General features: G+C 53.4%; 16 protein-coding genes, 1 pseudogene and 1 other annotated feature (1 of these 18 only partly in view). Of the genes and pseudogenes, 4 read left to right on the top strand and 13 right to left on the bottom strand.

Annotated features, from left to right (window positions below):
• Window positions 1-106, bottom strand: a sequence feature (Thr leader region) (it extends 12 nt beyond the left edge of the window).
• From thrL to yjjY, 3 genes and pseudogenes are all read right to left on the bottom strand, one after another.
• A complete protein-coding gene (gene thrL / locus RTX30_RS04235; protein WP_134319007.1) occupies window positions 45-113 on the bottom strand; it encodes a thr operon leader peptide in 69 nt (22 codons plus the stop codon). It overlaps the preceding feature by 62 nt.
• Window positions 114-324: 211 nt before the next feature.
• On the bottom strand, window positions 325-1011 hold the full coding sequence (locus RTX30_RS04230) for a tRNA/rRNA methyltransferase (RefSeq protein WP_312687140.1): 687 nt from the start codon (window positions 1009-1011) through the stop codon (window positions 325-327).
• Window positions 1012-1410: 399 nt separating this feature from the next.
• Window positions 1411-1550 (bottom strand): annotated as a pseudogene (gene yjjY / locus RTX30_RS04225) (protein YjjY).
• 94 nt (window positions 1551-1644) lie between these two features.
• Here yjjY and arcA point away from each other — a divergent pair.
• Window positions 1645-2361 (top strand): two-component system response regulator ArcA, encoded by a 717-nt coding sequence (arcA, locus tag RTX30_RS04220; protein WP_312687138.1) that lies wholly within the window; start codon window positions 1645-1647, stop codon window positions 2359-2361.
• A gap of 40 nt (window positions 2362-2401) precedes the next feature.
• Here the strand turns inward: arcA and creD are convergent, their stop codons facing one another.
• The 4 genes from creD to creA are packed head-to-tail and all read right to left on the bottom strand — an operon-like array spanning window position 2402 to window position 6436.
• On the bottom strand, window positions 2402-3781 hold the full coding sequence (gene creD / locus RTX30_RS04215) for a cell envelope integrity protein CreD (protein WP_312687136.1): 1380 nt from the start codon (window positions 3779-3781) through the stop codon (window positions 2402-2404).
• 57 nt (window positions 3782-3838) lie between these two features.
• Window positions 3839-5263, bottom strand: coding sequence for a two-component system sensor histidine kinase CreC (gene creC, locus RTX30_RS04210; protein ID WP_312687133.1), 1425 nt, complete (start codon window positions 5261-5263; stop codon window positions 3839-3841).
• On the bottom strand, window positions 5263-5958 hold the full coding sequence (creB, locus tag RTX30_RS04205) for a two-component system response regulator CreB (RefSeq protein ID WP_312687130.1): 696 nt from the start codon (window positions 5956-5958) through the stop codon (window positions 5263-5265). Before creB ends, creC begins: the two co-directional genes overlap by 1 nt.
• 4 nt (window positions 5959-5962) lie before the next feature.
• Window positions 5963-6436 carry a protein CreA gene (creA, locus tag RTX30_RS04200; protein WP_312687128.1) on the bottom strand — a complete coding sequence of 158 codons (474 nt, stop codon included), beginning with the start codon at window positions 6434-6436 and terminating at the stop codon, window positions 5963-5965.
• Between the two features lie 215 nt (window positions 6437-6651).
• Here creA and robA point away from each other — a divergent pair, with 215 nt between their 5' ends.
• A complete protein-coding gene (gene robA / locus RTX30_RS04195) occupies window positions 6652-7524 on the top strand; it encodes an MDR efflux pump AcrAB transcriptional activator RobA (protein ID WP_312687126.1) in 873 nt (290 codons plus the stop codon).
• Here robA and gpmB read toward each other — a convergent pair.
• The gene (gene gpmB / locus RTX30_RS04190) at window positions 7521-8168 is read right to left on the bottom strand and encodes a 2,3-diphosphoglycerate-dependent phosphoglycerate mutase GpmB (RefSeq protein ID WP_312687125.1); all 648 of its coding nucleotides are present in this window, start codon (window positions 8166-8168) and stop codon (window positions 7521-7523) included. The genes robA and gpmB overlap by 4 nt on opposite strands.
• A 99-nt stretch (window positions 8169-8267) precedes the next feature.
• Between gpmB and yjjX the strand changes: the two genes are divergently transcribed.
• The gene (yjjX, locus tag RTX30_RS04185) at window positions 8268-8783 is read left to right on the top strand and encodes an inosine/xanthosine triphosphatase (RefSeq protein WP_312687122.1); all 516 of its coding nucleotides are present in this window, start codon (window positions 8268-8270) and stop codon (window positions 8781-8783) included.
• On the opposite strand, the gene trpR is transcribed toward yjjX, so the two are convergent.
• Both trpR and sltY read right to left on the bottom strand, forming a co-directional pair.
• Window positions 8774-9103 carry a trp operon repressor gene (trpR, locus tag RTX30_RS04180; protein WP_312687121.1) on the bottom strand — a complete coding sequence of 110 codons (330 nt, stop codon included), beginning with the start codon at window positions 9101-9103 and terminating at the stop codon, window positions 8774-8776. The two genes, yjjX and trpR, sit on opposite strands and share 10 nt — an antisense overlap.
• Window positions 9104-9176: 73 nt before the next feature.
• Window positions 9177-11117, bottom strand: coding sequence for a murein transglycosylase (gene sltY, locus RTX30_RS04175; protein WP_312687119.1), 1941 nt, complete (start codon window positions 11115-11117; stop codon window positions 9177-9179).
• Window positions 11118-11335: 218 nt separating this feature from the next.
• Between sltY and ettA the strand changes: the two genes are divergently transcribed.
• Entirely contained in the window at window positions 11336-13003 is a 1668-nt protein-coding gene (gene ettA, locus RTX30_RS04170; protein WP_312687118.1) for an energy-dependent translational throttle protein EttA, read from the top strand.
• 82 nt (window positions 13004-13085) lie between these two features.
• On the opposite strand, the gene nadR is transcribed toward ettA, so the two are convergent.
• The 3 genes from nadR to serB are packed head-to-tail and all read right to left on the bottom strand — an operon-like array spanning window position 13086 to window position 16711.
• Window positions 13086-14318: a multifunctional transcriptional regulator/nicotinamide-nucleotide adenylyltransferase/ribosylnicotinamide kinase NadR gene (gene nadR, locus RTX30_RS04165; RefSeq protein ID WP_312687117.1), complete on the bottom strand. Its 1233-nt coding sequence runs from the start codon at window positions 14316-14318 to the stop codon at window positions 13086-13088.
• Between the two features lie 30 nt (window positions 14319-14348).
• Entirely contained in the window at window positions 14349-15731 is a 1383-nt protein-coding gene (radA, locus tag RTX30_RS04160) for a DNA repair protein RadA (RefSeq protein WP_312687116.1), read from the bottom strand.
• A gap of 8 nt (window positions 15732-15739) precedes the next feature.
• Window positions 15740-16711 carry a phosphoserine phosphatase gene (gene serB / locus RTX30_RS04155; RefSeq protein WP_312687112.1) on the bottom strand — a complete coding sequence of 324 codons (972 nt, stop codon included), beginning with the start codon at window positions 16709-16711 and terminating at the stop codon, window positions 15740-15742.
• Window positions 16712-16774: the final 63 nt, after the last annotated feature.

Here is a 16774-nt window from a genome sequence, read left to right as displayed (position 1 = left end):
CGCACTGTTCAGGTGCGGGCTTTTTTCTGTGTTTCCTGTACGCGTCAGCCCGCACCGTTACCTGTGGTAATGGTGATGGTTGTAATGGTGATAATCGTGCTGATGCGTGTCATGGATGTTGTGTGCTCTGTCATTATTATCTGTCTGTCCTGTATCCCTATATTGGTTAAAGTATCTGCCGGCTTAAGTCAATTTATTTTTAATTTTGCCCGTTTTTACTTCATTGCCGCACGCGCTGAATGTGAACGGCCAGGCAACGTAATAAGACCAATGGCCAGCCTCCACGCAGTGCCTTCAACCATAAAATAAACTTATAGCAGCAGCTTACTCGGGCAGTTTTTTTTCAATGTCGTGAAGCAATCTGTGCAACATAGCCGTGTCGCGCTGCTCCAGTCGCCCCAGTCGCTGATCCAGCCAGTCGGCCAGTTTGACATCATCTGCAACGTCCAGTTTTTGCAACAGGGCACGTGCACGTAAACGCAGCGCCTGCAGCTGATTATCATCGACAGGTATTACAGCATTGGCCGTTTGTTGCATTAATGATGCTAATTGATAACAGAACACCATTACCGCCTGGCCCAGGTTTAGCGAGGGATAATCCGCTGCCATCGGTACGCCAGTTAAGATATCGGCCAGCGCCAGTTCGTCATTCGTCAGGCCCGAGTCCTCACGGCCAAACACCAGCGCCGCGGTATTTAGCCACGTACTTTTTTCCTGAAGCAACGGCACCAGCTCCGCTGGCGTGGCGTAATAATGGAACTTTGCCCGACTGCGAGCTGTGGTAGCTATCGTAAATGACACATCGGCCAGCGCGTCGGCCAGCGTCGGATAAGTTTTAACATTATCAAGGATATCGCCAGAACCATGCGCTACGCGCCGCGCCGCTTCTTGTAAATGCACGTCGCTGTCGACAATGCGCAAATCGCTAAAGCCCATGGTTTTCATCGCCCGGGCGGCCGCGCCAACATTTTCGGCCCTGGCGGGGGAAACAAGAACAACTGCCAGTTGCATTTTATCTTCTCTGATTGACTTAAAAAGTGAAGCGATATGCCTTTTGTCAGCATATTACGCGTCACGAATTTACAATTATGTAACAGCTATCACTGATTTCAGTCTCGCCAACGGTTAAAAAAAGCTAAACTGTTTCTCAGCAATATTACCTGTTAAGATGTTAACAGAAGGGACTTATCCCTCTGTTTATACATGGCATTTTAATACAATATCCCGCCATAGTGTTGGATTCGCCATGTTTATCAATTACTATTCGCAACCTGTTGGTTTATTGTGGAATTGTAATAAACGCTAGCATTTGGCTATCAGGATTTCACCAAACTGTTAACGTGCTACAATTGAACTTGATATATGTCAACGAAGCGTAGTTTTATTGGGTGTCAATTACGTCTTAGCCTGTTATGTTGCTGTTAAAATGGTTAGGATGACAGCCGTTTTTGACACTGTCGGGTTCAGAGGGAAAGTACCCACGACCAAGCTAATGATGTTGTTGACGTTGATGGAAAGTGCATCAAGAACGCAATACGTACTTTAGTCATGTTACGCCGTCATGTTAATTTTCTACATGCACCAGGCTGGTCAGGGACTTTTGTACTTCCTGTTTCGATTTAGTTGGCAATTTAGGTAGCAAACATGCAGACCCCGCACATTCTTATTGTTGAAGACGAGTTGGTAACACGCAACACGTTAAAAAGCATTTTCGAAGCAGAAGGCTACGATGTCTTTGAAGCGACTGATGGCGCTGAAATGCATCAGATCCTATCTGATAACGATATTAATCTGGTGATCATGGACATCAACCTGCCAGGTAAAAACGGCCTTTTGCTGGCGCGTGAATTACGCGAACAGGCAAATGTGGCGCTGATGTTCCTGACGGGTCGTGATAATGAAGTCGATAAGATTCTGGGCCTCGAAATTGGTGCCGACGACTACATCACCAAACCGTTTAACCCACGCGAACTGACTATCCGCGCGCGCAATCTGCTGTCTCGTACCATGAATCTGGGTACCATCAGCGAAGAACGCCGCAGCGTCGACAGCTATAAATTCAATGGCTGGGAACTGGATATCAACAGCCGTTCGCTGGTCAGTCCGAACGGTGAGCAGTACAAGCTGCCGCGTAGCGAATTCCGCGCGATGCTGCACTTCTGCGAAAACCCGGGCAAAATTCAGTCGCGTGCTGAGCTGCTGAAAAAAATGACCGGTCGCGAGCTGAAGCCGCACGACCGTACTGTGGATGTCACTATCCGTCGCATTCGCAAACATTTTGAGTCCACCCCGGACACGCCGGAAATCATCGCCACTATTCATGGCGAAGGTTACCGTTTCTGCGGCGACCTGCAGGAATAAGCGAACAAACCTGAAAAAGCGGCGCTGAGCGCCGCTTTTTTTATTTCCAGATGCGTAACCCATCCGCTGTACCCGCCTCAATGGGCACCGTTTTTTTGCCGGTCGCCGACAGGGCATACCAGTCAAGCCGGCGAGTCAGAAACATTACTGCGCTCAACGCCACAAACAACACGCCAGTGCCCAGCAACAAAGCATTATCCTCTGAATTCAGCAGACTCCACATCACTCCGTCCAGCAGCAACAGCGCGGCGGTAAACAGTAAGCTTGCCCGCCAACTTTTCATCACGCCCTGCAGATAGATGCCATTCAGCAAGGCGCCAAGCAGGCTGGCCACAATCCAGGCTGGCGTAAAACCGATATGTTCCGACAATGCCAGCAACACCAGGTAGAACATCACCAGCGACAATCCAACAAGCAGGTACTGCATCGGGTGCATATGCCGCGCGGTTAAACTCTCAAACACAAAGAAGGCAAGGAACGTCAGCACAATAAGCAGTACCGCATATTTCACAGCTCTGTCAGTTAACTGATACTGATCCGCGGGCGTGGCAATACTGACGCTAAACGCAGGCAATACCCAATCATTCCCTGCCGCAAGCTTGATATTGTCGCGCACTTTGCTGTCAAGGTTATTGGCAAACCAGCTGCTCTGCCAGTGAGCCTGATAACCACTGGCGCTCACCTGTCGTTTCTCCGGCAAAAAATCGCCCATAAACCCGGGATGCGGCCAGTCACCGTTGAGTGTCATTTCGCTATTACGCCCCAGCGGCACCACCGAAAAAGCGCCGGTTCCGCTCAAATTAAGCGACAGAGTAAATTCCAGCGGTTTGTTCAGGCTACTCGCCGGCAGTGGCATATGGATCCCCTGCAACTCACTCATTAATTGAGTGCCTGGCTCCACGTTAAGTGTCTCGCCATTCAACAAGCTACTTCGTACCTGACCAATACCACGTGAATCACTCACCGCTAACACCATAAACGGTTCGCCTATGGCGATGTTCTCACCGGGTTTGATATCCAATCGTTTTGGGTCAAACGCGGCTTTGATATTCAGATCGTTATGCCAGATTTGGCCGTCATAGATACCAATCTTTCGGGTTTCAACCTGCTGTTTGCCGGTGACCATCAGTGACTCCGGCAACCATAAGCGAATATAACTCTGTTTACGGCGCACCTCTTTTGGCGCCTCTTTATCGTTCGCACTCTCCATTGAGATTACCGTCTCTGTTACCGGCACCGCGATCAACGGACCAATCAATTTTTGCGATCCGGCACTGCTCTGACGCAGTGTATCGGTTACGTCATGACGATAATCCGCCCGCTCGCCAATCAGGCTACTTAGCATGGTCAACGGGATCAGCAGAACGCAGAGGCAGCTCGCCAGGGTTAACATTTTCCAGAACAGGGGGGATTTCAACATAGCCTTCTCCTTTGTGATGCGCGCAGAGTAACGAGGCTATGTGTGAAGGATTTGAAGTTATGTGAAGTGAGGGTGAAGTTTCAGTCGGGCTTCGCAGCCGCCTTGCGGGCGATTCGCAATCTGAATGTCGCCGTGATGCAAGCGAGCAACCTCCTGCACAAAGGCCAACCCGAGGCCACTGCTTTTTTGCCCGTTTTCGCGGGGCAAAGAGTAGAAGCGTTCAAATACGCGCTCCAGCGCATAGTCCGGAATACCACAACCGCTATCGCTGACGGATAACACCCACATTTCCCCTTCACGGCTGGCGCATAAATCCACCGTGCCGCCCGCCGGGGTAAAATCAATCGCATTGTCCAGCAAGTTGCCCAGTGCCTGTATCAACAGTTCGTGATCGCCTGCCACCTGTATCTCAACGGGGTGACAATGAAAGGCGATATTTTTCGCCGCCAGCACCACACTGCGCTGCTGCTGTAACTGGTGAAATAGCATTGTGATATCAACAGGCTGGAAAGCAATTTCCAGCCTGTTCTCCAGCTTGGCCTGGAATAGCAGCTTTTCTACCAGCTTCTGCATCCGATTATTTTGCGTGAGGATGTTGTCCGTAAATTGTGTGACCACGGCCGGCGGCGGACCTTCACGCAGGATCTCCGCCGCGCCGCGAATGGCCGCCAGAGGGCTTTTCAACTCATGCGTCAGGGCATACACGTACTGCTCAATATAATTTTTACCTTCCAGCTTAACGCGCATGCTCTCCAGCGCCTGCGCCAGCTTACGCAACTCGCTGCTGCCTAATGACGGCAGAGGAACCGGTCTGTCTTCCGTCACGGAGTCGGCATAACGTGCCAGCCTGCCGATTGAGCGGTTGATCCACCCCACCATTATTGCGCCAATTAATAAGGCAATACCCAGTAACGCACCGCCAGCCCATAGGATCCGCCGCTCACTGCGTTTGATCACTGGATCCATGGCACTGTTCGGTTTCCCCACACTCACCACGCCAATAATACGTCCCTGATCGGTGACGGGCGCAGCGACATACATCACCGTACTCTGCGGATTATTGGGATCCGCCAGTGAGCTACGCGCGCCATACTGCCCACGTAGCGTGAGCCAGACATCATTCCAGCGCGAGTAATCTGCCCCCAGTGCTTTGCCTGCGGAGTCGAACACCACGCGCCCGTTATCATCCGTCATGTAAACGTGGTATTCATTGCGTACTTTATGAATGCCGCTGATGTGGGCATTGATCGGTTGCGCATTGAGCGTTGAGAATGCCTGCGCCAGCCTGCCCTGTTGGGCATGGCCGCTAAGTAAATCCTCCCGCGCCAGCTCGGCCAGCAGGGTGGCAGTGTCAATCAGCGTCCCTTCCGTGGCGCGGCGAACACCGGGTTTGATCTCCTGAACAAAGATCGACAGCACAAACCATGCGGCAACCGCCACGATCAGAAAGTAGCCCAGCAGCAGACGCATACCAATACGCATTAGCGTATCCCCAGGCTGTAGCCCATGCCCCGGTGCGTATTAATCGGTGTCAATTCAGGATTAATGCTGCGCAGTTTCGCGCGCAGTGTCTTGATATGGGTATCAACAGTGCGGTCAAAGCTCTCCTGGGCATCGCTCCACACCTGATCCATTAATTGTTGGCGGGAAAAAACCCGCCCAGGCGCCAGCAGCAAGGTTTTCAGCAACAGAAATTCATAACGCGTCAGGATCAACGTTTCGCCGCACCAGCGGATCAGCGCTGCGGCTTCGTCGAGTTCGAAATGCCCGACCCGCACCGTCTCACCGTGCAGTGTCGACTTTTGCAGTCTGCGCAGCACTGTGCGCACCCTGGCGCACACCTCGCGGGGAGAAAACGGTTTGGCAATATAATCATCCGCGCCCATTTCCAGCCCCAACAGCTTATCGACTTCATCACTGCGCGCGGTCAAAAACAGCACCGGCAATGCCGGCGCCTGTGCCAGCAAGCGCCGGCAAAGTTCAAAGCCGCTAATATCCGGCAGTCCCACATCCAGAATGGCCAGATCCGGCAATTGCCGGGTTGCCGTATCCAGAACCGGCAATCCACGCTCAAACGCGGTAACGGTGAACCCATCTTGTTGCAACATGTAAATCAACGTTTCAGCAATACTGGCTTCATCTTCCACCAGCCAGATCAGCGGTTGCGGGGTAGACATTCTGTTACTTACTCCATGGCATTATCGGTACCGCACTCAACGCATTCTTCGGCGAACCTTCAACCACTTTATCGGAATAAGCTAAATAAGCCAGTGTGTTACGTTTCGCATCGTAGAAACGCACAACCTGGAGTTTCTTGAAAACTAACGAAGTGCGCTTCTGGAAGACCACATCGCCCTGGGCTTTGCCGTTCTTGATTTTATCGCTCAACTCGACCGGCCCGACTTGCTGGCAGGAGATTGCGGCATCGGAAGTATCTTCCGCCAGCCCCAGCCCGCCCTTAATGCCACCGGTCTTTGCCCGGCTGATATAGCAGGTCACATTTTTTACGTCGGGATCGTCAAACGCTTCGACGACGATTTTATGATCCGGACCAAAGATCTTAAAAACTGTGTCTACGGATCCGATCTGTTCTGCATGCGCGCTACTGAATGTTGCCAACATCAAGGCAGGAAGTATTAATTTTCCGTATTTCATATTGTTACCATTTTTGAATATTACGTTACGTAATTATTCACCTTTATGATGAGAAACTGTTTGCAGATCACCAATTTACAAAATTCATGATGAAAATCAGTCACAATGCGTATTAGTGCACAAAAAAAACACTGAATGCTAAAGCCAGAAAAACCCGCTATTATCCGTCCCCTGTTGTCAGGCGTTAACCGCTGTTTTAAGGAAGAGGATATTATATGGATCAGGCTGGGATCATTCGCGACTTACTTGCCTGGCTGGAAGGCCATCTGGATCAGCCCCTGTCTTTAGACAATGTGGCGGCAAAAGCGGGCTATTCCAAGTGGCATTTGCAAAGGATGTTCAAAGACGTAACGGGCCATGCTATCGGCGCTTATATTCGTGCGCGTCGTTTGTCAAAATCCGCCGTTGCGCTGCGCCTTACCGCCCGTCCAATCCTGGATATCGCCCTGCAATATCGTTTTGATTCGCAACAAACTTTCACCCGAGCTTTCAAAAAACAATTTGCGGTAACGCCTGCGCTTTACCGCCGCTCTCCGGACTGGAGCGCATTCGGCATTCGCCCTCCGATGCGGCTGGGTGAATTTGCGATGCCGAAACACGAATTCGTCACCCTGCCCCCACTGCAACTTCTCGGCACGACTCAGAGCTATACCTGCGCGCTGGAGGAGATTTCTGATTTCCGTAATCAAATGCGGATTCAGTTCTGGCGAGAATTCTTAAGTAATTCACCGACGATCCCGGCTGAAATGTACGGCCTGCATGAGCCGCGCCCAAGCCTGGAAAAAGATGACGAACAGGAAGTGTTCTACACTACGGCACTGACACCGGAAATGGCCAACGGTCATTTGAGTAATGCTCAGCCAGTGTTGCTGGAAGGCGGCGAATACATCGCCTTCTCCTACGAAGGCGCACCCGCTGGCTTTCAGGATTTCATCCTGCTGGTTTACGGCACCTGCATGCCATTGCTTAATCTCACACGCCGCAAAGGCCAGGATATCGAACATTTTTACCCGCAGCATGAAGGCAGAGACAATCATGAACCGCCGTTGCACATCCGCTGCGAGTACCTGGTGCCAATTCGCCGTTAACGCTGTAATTCATCCAGCGCGGGGGCGTCCAGATGTGAGACGTCGCCTGCCGTTTCCACCACCCAACCGGATGCCAGCCACGGGCTTTGCTGGTAATCGATGCGTGAAATAGAGCAGTTGCGCAGACGCAGACGGCGTTCTGCCCAGGCCGGCAGCCCCAGGATGGTGCTTACCAGACACCCCAGCGCCATGCCGTGACTGACCAGCATCGGGCGGCTGCCCTGCGGCAGATCCAGACAGGTAGCCAGCGCCGCATGCATACGTTCACTCAACTCCTGCATTGATTCCCCATCAGGAATACGACCGTCCGCCGTGCCGTTCACCAACTGGCGACGCCAGCTCTCTTCTTCTTCAGTCAGGGAATCAATATGACGGCGTTCGAGCACGCCCATGTCCAGTTCACGTAAGCGCGAATCAAAGGTCACGTCGCAACCGCAGAAGTCAGCGATAATCTCTGCCGTACGGCGTGTACGACCAAGATCGCTGGCGATGATATGAGTAATGCCCAGCGCCTTTGCGCGCTCAGCAACCTGCCACGCCTGCTGCTCCCCTTTATCGGTTAACGGACTGTCAGACTGGCCTTGAATACGACGCTCGGCGTTCCACTGCGTTTCACCGTGGCGAACAAGGTATACCTGTAACATGCTTTTTTATCCATTATACTGCGATGAATTTATTATCTGAGGAAGGTCTCTGCCCGAACCAGAGAACACGTCTCGTTTCGGACATGCCAAGTATAGATTATGCACCAAGTTATCTCCGCCACCACAAACCCGGCGAAAATTCGGGCGATTCTGCACGCTTTTAACGAGATCTTCGGCGAAGGATCCTGCCATATCGAATCGGTTTCCGTCGATAGCGGCGTGCCTGAACAACCCTTCGGTAGTGAGGAAACGCGGGCTGGCGCACGAAATCGCGTCGCCAACGCGCGCGAAATCCGCCCGGATGCCGATTTTTGGGTCGCCATCGAAGCCGGTATTGACGGCGACAGTACATTCAGTTGGGTAGTGATTGAAAATCATCAACAACGCGGGGAAGCGCGTTCAGCCACACTGCCGCTACCCGCGGTGATTCTGGAGAAAGTGCGCGCCGGCGAAGCGCTTGGCCCGGTAATGTCGCACTACACGGGTATCGATGAGATTGGTCGTAAAGAGGGAGCAATTGGTGTGTTCACCGCAGGGAAACTGACCCGCGCGAGTGTTTACCATCAGGCCGTGATCCTCGCGCTAAGCCCATTTCATAATGCGATTTATCGCTGAGCGTTCAGTAACGTCTCTTCCAGCCACAGGCGCAAATCGGCGGGGGCGGATTTCAGGCTGTTCGAACCGCGCGTGATGGTGGCAATGCCCGCGCCAAGCTCCGATTTCAGTTCACGCTGGCTCATTTCACCGCGTAACAGCTCTTCAATAATCCGCACCCGCGTGCCCAACGCTTCGCGCTCATCCGGCGTGAGCATCAAGTTAAGCAACGGAATGTGCAGATCCTTTTCGTAAGACTGCCTGACCAGCTCAACGAAGCGCAACCATTCCTGGTTACGCTGTTCGGCCATTGCTGCGGAATAGGGGGATTGCTGAGTCATAGTTTGCCGCCACGTTTGGGTTTACAGATGCGTACTCTTTAGCGAGTACACATCATAGCATAAACCACAGAAATCAGTAACGGCGCTGCCATTCAGCGTCATTTAGAACATTTGTCTTACCCTCGCCAAGGAAATAGCGATAGTAAGCATCGTAGGCGAGCACATTCTTCACATAACTGCGCGTTTCCGAAAACGGAATACTTTCGATAAACGCAACTGCATCCAGTTTCCCGCCGCTGCTGTTCAGCCAGTTACGCACCCGCCCAGGCCCCGCGTTATAGGCCGCCGATGAGAAAATACGGTTATTACCAAACTGTTGATATACGTATTGCAAGTAGCTGGTGCCAATATTGATGTTTGTTTCCGGCTCAAAAAGCTGGCTGGCATTGCTGTAACCGGGAATGCTGAACATCTTCACCGTGTGCGTCGCCGTGCCAGGCATGATCTGCATCAGCCCGCTGGCACCCACTGGCGAGCGCGCTTTCGGGTTCCACGCGCTTTCCTGGCGTGAGATCGCCATGGCATAGCTTTGTGAAATCCCTTTACCGCTGGTGTAGCGGGCATAGAGATCGCTGTATGCCAGCGGGAATCGCTCCTCAAGATGATCCCATAACTTACCGGCAATCGTGGCCTGCACACTCAGATCCCACCACTGCTGATTAAAGGCGTAACGCGCCAGCTGTGCCTGCTCCTGCTGGTTACGGCTGGTCACCAGATTGGCCCATTCGCTGCGGGCAGTATTATCCAGCCCCCAGTACATTAGCTCCCGGACACGCGCCATTTCTGCACCCTGAACCAGCGCAGCATCAGGGTTGCCTGGCACTTTATCAATCTGCAACTGATACGCCTCACCCAGCCGCTGTGCTGCCGCCATCGGGTAGAAGCCACGCTGTTGCATCAACGCATGGAGGATCTCTTTCGCCTCGTTTTCACGCCCACGCTCCAGCAGCAAATCTGCCTGCCAGTAACGCCACTCATCTTTCTCTTTTGCTTCCATTGGCAAGCGGGAGAGCCACGTATTCAGACCGCGACGATCGCCATTGCCAATCGCCATACGCACCCGACGCTCCAGCAGCGAAATCGACTGCGAGCGCATGATTGCATCGTCGCGCCAGCGCGCCTGGTCGCTGGTGACATCGTTACCCATTAAACGCCAGGCGACAATATCGCGCAGCGTCTGGGTTTGTTCTTCATTTAATTGCTGTGCCTGCACCAGTGACGGGATCATCAGGCGGGCATTCTCTGCATCCTGGCGCGCCACGCTTTCAAAGGCTTCTGCCGCCATCTGCCGTGTAAAATCGGTTGCGCCCGTGCTGCGCGCAAAGTCCATGATCGTTGCAGGATCGTTAGCCAGCGAGATGATCGCCGCAGAGATAGTCTGATAATCCGATGGCATCTGCCCCGCCAGCAGCGTGACCAGTTTGGTATTGCCTGCTTTCATCGCCAGGCGAATACGTTCGAGAAACGCCAGCGGATCCTGTGTGCCAGACGCGCGCCAGGCCCCAAACAACTGATCGCAGGCATTTGGCTGACTTTTACCGGTCAACCATAATTCTTTGGCGCCAGCCCAGGCTTCTGTTGCCTGCCCGGTATTCCACTTTGCAAAGTAGTAGTTACACTGCGCTTCCGTGGTTGCCGGTTTTTCCGGGCTGAAGGCCAGCAGGCCGCGCCAATCCTGTCGGCGCGCCAGTTCATTCACAAAACGAGATTTCAAAGTGCGTGCTGGCGGTAAGGTGGGGTTTGCCTGCACAAAATTGCTAACAGTAAGCGCGGGCTGGTTCATGAGATCGTCGGTTATCTGACGGTACTCCAGATAGGGATAAAGCGGATAGGCTTTCAGGGTTGGCAGCAATTGCTGCACCACATCCATCTGGTTGTTGTCCCAGGCGGTTTTAATCTGCGCATAACGATTACGTTGTTCATCCAGTGAGTCTGCACGCGCCACATGATTGAGGGATAGCAAACAAACGCAGGCCGCCGTAAATCGCCAGGCGGCATGTTTAGCTTTCAGCACAGCTCTTTCCTCTTATTCTGTCTATTCTCTGCAGCGTCATGCCGCGTATCAGTTAATGCTAACCGGGCATCTCTTAACGCGCCATGTCCTGAACACTTTTTTACCTTTCTCAGGCGATTTAACACTCCGGGCGCTGCTGGCTGGGATTAAGCGTCGAAAACGGCTACACTCCGCTGTTGAATACTCCTTCTATTACGATAAAAGAGGCGAAGTCCAACGTGGCTCAATTCGTTTATACCATGCATCGTGTCGGCAAAGTTGTCCCGCCGAAACGTCATATTCTCAAAAATATCTCGCTAAGCTTCTTCCCGGGCGCAAAAATCGGCGTACTGGGTCTTAACGGTGCCGGTAAATCTACCCTGCTGCGCATCATGGCCGGCATCGATACAGATATCGAAGGTGAAGCCCGCCCGCAGCCTGGCATCAAGATTGGCTACCTGCCGCAGGAACCGCAACTGAACCCGGAACAGACCGTACGTGAGTCCGTAGAAGAAGCGGTGGCGGAAGTGGTTAACGCGCTGAAAGGTCTGGACGAAGTCTACGCGCAATATGCAGAGCCGGATGCCGATTTCGACAAGCTGGCGGCCCAGCAAGGTAAGTTTGAAGAGATTATCCAGGCGCACGACGGCCATAACCTGAATATGCAACTCGAACGCGCCGCAGATGCGCTCCGCCTGCCGGACTGGGATGCCAAAATCGCTAACCTCTCCGGGGGTGAACGTCGCCGTGTTGCACTGTGCCGCCTGCTGCTGGAAAAACCAGACATGCTGCTGCTCGACGAACCCACTAACCACCTGGATGCGGAATCCGTGGCCTGGCTGGAACGCTTCCTGCACGATTTCGAAGGCACCGTGGTGGCAATCACCCACGACCGTTACTTCCTCGACAACGTCGCCGGCTGGATCCTCGAACTGGACCGCGGCGAAGGTATCCCGTGGGAAGGCAACTACTCCTCCTGGCTGGAGCAGAAAGATCAGCGTCTGGCACAGGAAGCGTCTCAGGAAGCGGCACGTCGCAAGTCCATTGAGAAAGAGCTGGAATGGGTGCGTCAGGGTGCCAAAGGCCGTCAGTCGAAGGGCAAAGCCCGTCTGGCGCGCTTTGAAGAGCTTAACAACACTGAGTACCAGAAACGTAACGAAACCAACGAACTGTTTATTCCACCGGGACCTCGCCTGGGCGACAAAGTGGTGGAAGTCAGCAACCTCAGCAAATCCTATGGCGACCGCCAGTTGATTGATGGTCTGTCGTTCTCGGTGCCGAAAGGGGCGATTGTCGGCATTATCGGCCCTAACGGCGCGGGTAAATCAACCCTGTTCCGTATGATGTCGGGCCAGGAGCAGCCAGATGGCGGCACCATTACGCTGGGCGACACGGTGAAACTGGCGTCTGTGGATCAGTTCCGTGACGCGATGGACAACAGTAAAACCGTGTGGGAAGAAGTCTCCGGTGGGCTGGATATTATGCGTATCGGTAACACCGAAATGCCAAGCCGTGCTTATGTTGGCCGCTTCAACTTCAAAGGCACCGACCAGGGCAAACGCGTTGGCGAACTGTCCGGTGGTGAGCGCGGCCGTCTGCATCTGGCCAAACTGCTCCAGGTTGGCGGTAACATGTTGCTGCTCGATGAACCGACCAACGACCTGGATATCGAAACCCTGCGCGCGCTGGAAAACGCCCTGCTTGAGTTCCCGGGCTGTGCGATGGTTATCTCGCATGACCGTTGGTTCCTCGACCGCATCGCGACCCACATTCTGGATTACCAGGATGAAGGTAAAGTGGAATTCTTCGAAGGCAACTTTACCGAGTACGAAGAGTACAAGAAACGCACGCTCGGCGCGGACGCGCTGGAGCCGAAACGTATTAAGTACAAACGTATCGCTAAATAAACGCAAAAAGGCAACGCAAGTTGCCTTTTTTCATGTTTGCGCCTCTTCTTATGGAAGAGGGCAGCGTGACACCATCAGTGAATTACCCCTGCTCGCCCATCAACGCTTTCACCAGCTCAACACACTGAAGAAAACGCGAGTCGTAGTCCGCCTCTTCCACCCGCACAAACTCAATATTATTTTCCTGCAGCATCGATACCAGCATGTCCTGGAACTCTTTGCGATCCACCGAGCTCCCAAGGCTGCGTAAGCCATCGTTAACCCACGGCGTGTTATTCTCTAACAGGATCACCAGATCGAAGCGGTATTCGTCAATCAGCGCCTGCACAAAGGGGTGCTCGCGCCCTTCATACTTCTTACAGAACGCCTGCGTGGTCACGAAATCGGTGTCGATAAACGCCACTTTGTTAGCGTACTTCACGGCAAAATCGATGTATTGCGCATGGCCGAGCGCGATCTTGTCATAATCAGAATATTGCAGGGCTATCTCGTCGCCGCCGAGATGCGTAAACACATAATCGCGACCAAACTCCCAGGCGCTGGTCGTGTTGAAAATATTGGCGAGCTTATTCACCAGCGTCGATTTACCGCTGGATTCACCGCCAAGAATAGCCACCGTGCGCACAAAGAAAGGTTTTACTTCCGTAGGGATGTACTCCCAGTAACGGAAAGGGTTTTCTCGGATCAGCGAGCCGCTGATATTCATAAAGGTGCGTTTCGGGTCAACCAGCACCGCTTCGATGCCCAGATGCTGCAAATATTGCGGCGCATCCGCCTCTTCAGAGGTGTAGATCCAGTTTGGCGTAATGCCTTTTTCAGCCATAAACGCTTTAATGCCTTTACTCCAGACATCCCAGCCGTGCGGATACGGCTCCATACCTTCTTCATTAAAGGCGTGAATACGGATATTTTTCTGGTATTTAAAGGTTTGCAATAACCAGCGCAGGCGATCGCTTACTGTGGGCTGCTGCGACATTGCGCTGTCTTCAAACAGCGCACGATCGCGCGTTTCATCATAGCCGAGGATAATATGCAGCTCGTCAACCTGGCTGCATGCGCGCTGGATCAGGTAGATATGTCCGGTATGCAGTGGGTAAAACTTACCGAAAACCACGCCGATATTCTTTTCACGGCGGGGAAATTCGAGATCGAGGAAGCGGTGCAGCGCTTCAAGTTTTTGCGCGCTGGGGCTTTTGATCTTGGCATTAAGCAGCTGGCTCAAATAGCCCTTGGTCATGCCGCTGGCATCCGCCACCTGCTGTAAGGTGCAGCCTTTCTGACGGATCGCGGTTTTTAAGTAGTCAAATGACGACATTGTTGCCTCCTGCAAAAAATCACTAGCCAATTATAAGTCGTCAAAGACGTTTAGCGCATCCGCGAGCTTCTTCACACCGTATATCTGCATACCTTCCGGGACTTTTTTCGGCACATTCGCCGCCGGAACGATAGCGCGGCGGAAGCCATGCTTGGCAGCTTCTGAAATACGTTCCTGCCCACTGGGTACAGGGCGAATTTCACCGGCCAGTCCAACTTCGCCAAAGACCACCAGATCCTGCGGTAACGGCCTGTCACGCAGACTGGAAACCATCGCCAGCAACAGCGCGAGATCGGCGCTGGTTTCCGTGACTTTCACCCCACCGACAACGTTCACAAACACGTCCTGATCTGCCATCTGCAAACCGCCGTGGCGGTGCAACACTGCCAGGAGGATCGCCAGACGGTTTTGTTCCAGCCCCACAGCCACGCGGCGTGGATTTGCCATCATTGAGTGATCCACCAGCGCCTGAATTTCAACCAACAACGGGCGGGTACCTTCCCAGACCACCATCACCGAACTACCTGAAGTGATTTCATCGCCGCGACTGAGGAAAATTGCCGAGGGATTGCTGACTTCACGCAGCCCCTGCTCAGTCATGGCAAATACACCCAGTTCATTGACCGCGCCGAAACGGTTTTTATGGCTACGCAACGTGCGGAAACGCGAGTCGGCATCGCCATCTAATAGCACCGAGCAGTCAATACAGTGCTCCAGTACTTTCGGCCCGGCCAGCGAACCGTCTTTCGTGACATGCCCCACCATGACGATGGCCACACCTCGTGTTTTAGCAAACCTTGTCAGATAAGCGGCGGTTTCGCGCACCTGCGCCACGCTGCCAGGTGAAGACTGAATATCGGCCATATGCATCACCTGGATAGAGTCGATCACCATCAGCTTCGGCTGCTCTTCTTCCGCAATCATGCAGATCTGTTCGATACTGGTTTCCGACAACATGTTCAGATTCGCGGTCGGCAAACCAAGACGGTGCGCGCGCATCGCCACCTGTTGCAATGACTCTTCGCCGGTGACATACAGGGTTTTCATCTGCTCAGCCAGTTTACACAGCGTCTGCAGCAGTAGCGTTGATTTACCTGCGCCAGGGTTACCGCCGATAAGAATAGCGCTGCCCGGCACAACACCGCCGCCCAGCACACGGTCAAACTCTTTAAACCCGGTGGAGAACCGCGGCAGTTCTTCAAGACTGATGTCCGCCAGCTTCTGTACTTTCGAGACGCCCGCATTTCCGGCATAGCCAGAAAGACGCTCATTACGCGCGACGGTAGGCGAAGCGGCGACACGTATTTCAGTAATGGTGTTCCATGCGTGACAGGCGCTGCACTGCCCCTGCCAGCGCGGATAATCCGCGCCGCATTCATTACAAACAAACGCGCGTTTTGGAGCTTTCGCCACAATGACCTCTACTTCTTATTGATACTGCCGGAAAGAATACAAAATACGCCCATCAGATCGGCGTGGCGAATAGTGACTTCCGCCTTTTCATTCACTTTAGGTTTGGCATGAAACGCAATGCCCAGCCCTGCGGCTTTGATCATTGGTAAGTCGTTCGCGCCATCGCCAATTGCCACCGTCTGCGCAGCCGGGATTTCATGTTCCAGCGCCAGGCGTTGCAGCGTGTTGGCTTTATACTGCGCATCGACAATGTCACCCAGCACCTGGCCGGTAAACTTGCCGTCCATGATCTCGAGTTCATTTGCCACCGCGGCTGTCAGACGCAGTTTATCGCGCAGGTAGTCCGCAAAGAAGGTGAAACCGCCGGAGGCAATCGCCACCTTCCAGCCCAGCGTTTCCAGTTTCAGCACCAGTTGTACCAGGCCTGGCATTAACGGCAGGCTTTCCCGCACCTGCAGCAGGATATTCGCATCGGCACCTTTCAGTGTCGCCACGCGGCTACGCAGACTGGCGGTAAAATCCAGCTCGCCGCGCATGGCGCGCTCGGTGACTTCCGCCACCATCTCGCCGGTACCGGCAAGTTTAGCAATCTCATCAATGCACTCAATCTGGATCGCTGTAGAATCCATATCCATCACCAGCAGGCCTGGTGAGCGTAAGTGCGGGATTTTACCCAGCGGGGCGACGTCCATGCCTTCATCATGCGCCAGGCGTGAAGCACGCGGGGTTAATGACCCCGCCAGGCGGATCACCTGGTAGTCTTCTACGTCCCAGGCAGCAACAATCACCATCGCCGCCCCCAGCTTACGCTGATACGTAGTCAGACGCTGCTTATCGAGGTTACGCCCGTACAGGAGCCAGCCGCTGCGGCCGGCGTGGTAATCGAGAGGCATCACCTCATCGCCACTTAAAGAGAGCGGCAATCCTGGCCACTGAGAAACATCATCGGGCAGATCGCACCAGGTCAAACTGTTCGGCATTAAAGCTCCTGTAAAAACGTTCGCGCCAGAAAGCAGAGGAAGGGAAAATAACGCATGAGGCTA

It is taken from the genome of Kosakonia sp. (genome assembly GCF_032052965.1).
GTDB lineage: Bacteria > Pseudomonadota > Gammaproteobacteria > Enterobacterales > Enterobacteriaceae > Kosakonia.
Note: the sequence above shows the minus strand (reverse complement) of the source record. Positions and strands in the feature narration are given on the sequence as shown.

Excerpts from the sequence above, each read along its gene's own strand:
- creC (WP_312687133.1), bottom strand. The coding sequence starts at position 5,263 with ATGCGTATTGGTATGCGTCTGCTGCTGGGCTACTTTCTGATCGTGGCG.
- yjjX (WP_312687122.1), top strand. The coding sequence starts at position 8,268 with ATGCACCAAGTTATCTCCGCCACCACAAACCCGGCGAAAATTCGGGCG.
- trpR (WP_312687121.1), bottom strand. The coding sequence starts at position 9,103 with ATGACTCAGCAATCCCCCTATTCCGCAGCAATGGCCGAACAGCGTAAC.
- serB (WP_312687112.1), bottom strand. The coding sequence starts at position 16,711 with ATGCCGAACAGTTTGACCTGGTGCGATCTGCCCGATGATGTTTCTCAG.
- nadR (WP_312687117.1), bottom strand. The coding sequence starts at position 14,318 with ATGTCGTCATTTGACTACTTAAAAACCGCGATCCGTCAGAAAGGCTGC.
- RTX30_RS04230 (WP_312687140.1), bottom strand. The coding sequence starts at position 1,011 with ATGCAACTGGCAGTTGTTCTTGTTTCCCCCGCCAGGGCCGAAAATGTT.
- creD (WP_312687136.1), bottom strand. The coding sequence starts at position 3,781 with ATGTTGAAATCCCCCCTGTTCTGGAAAATGTTAACCCTGGCGAGCTGC.
- gpmB (WP_312687125.1), bottom strand. The coding sequence starts at position 8,168 with ATGTTACAGGTATACCTTGTTCGCCACGGTGAAACGCAGTGGAACGCC.
- creB (WP_312687130.1), bottom strand. The coding sequence starts at position 5,958 with ATGTCTACCCCGCAACCGCTGATCTGGCTGGTGGAAGATGAAGCCAGT.
- creA (WP_312687128.1), bottom strand. The coding sequence starts at position 6,436 with ATGAAATACGGAAAATTAATACTTCCTGCCTTGATGTTGGCAACATTC.
- robA (WP_312687126.1), top strand. The coding sequence starts at position 6,652 with ATGGATCAGGCTGGGATCATTCGCGACTTACTTGCCTGGCTGGAAGGC.
- arcA (WP_312687138.1), top strand. The coding sequence starts at position 1,645 with ATGCAGACCCCGCACATTCTTATTGTTGAAGACGAGTTGGTAACACGC.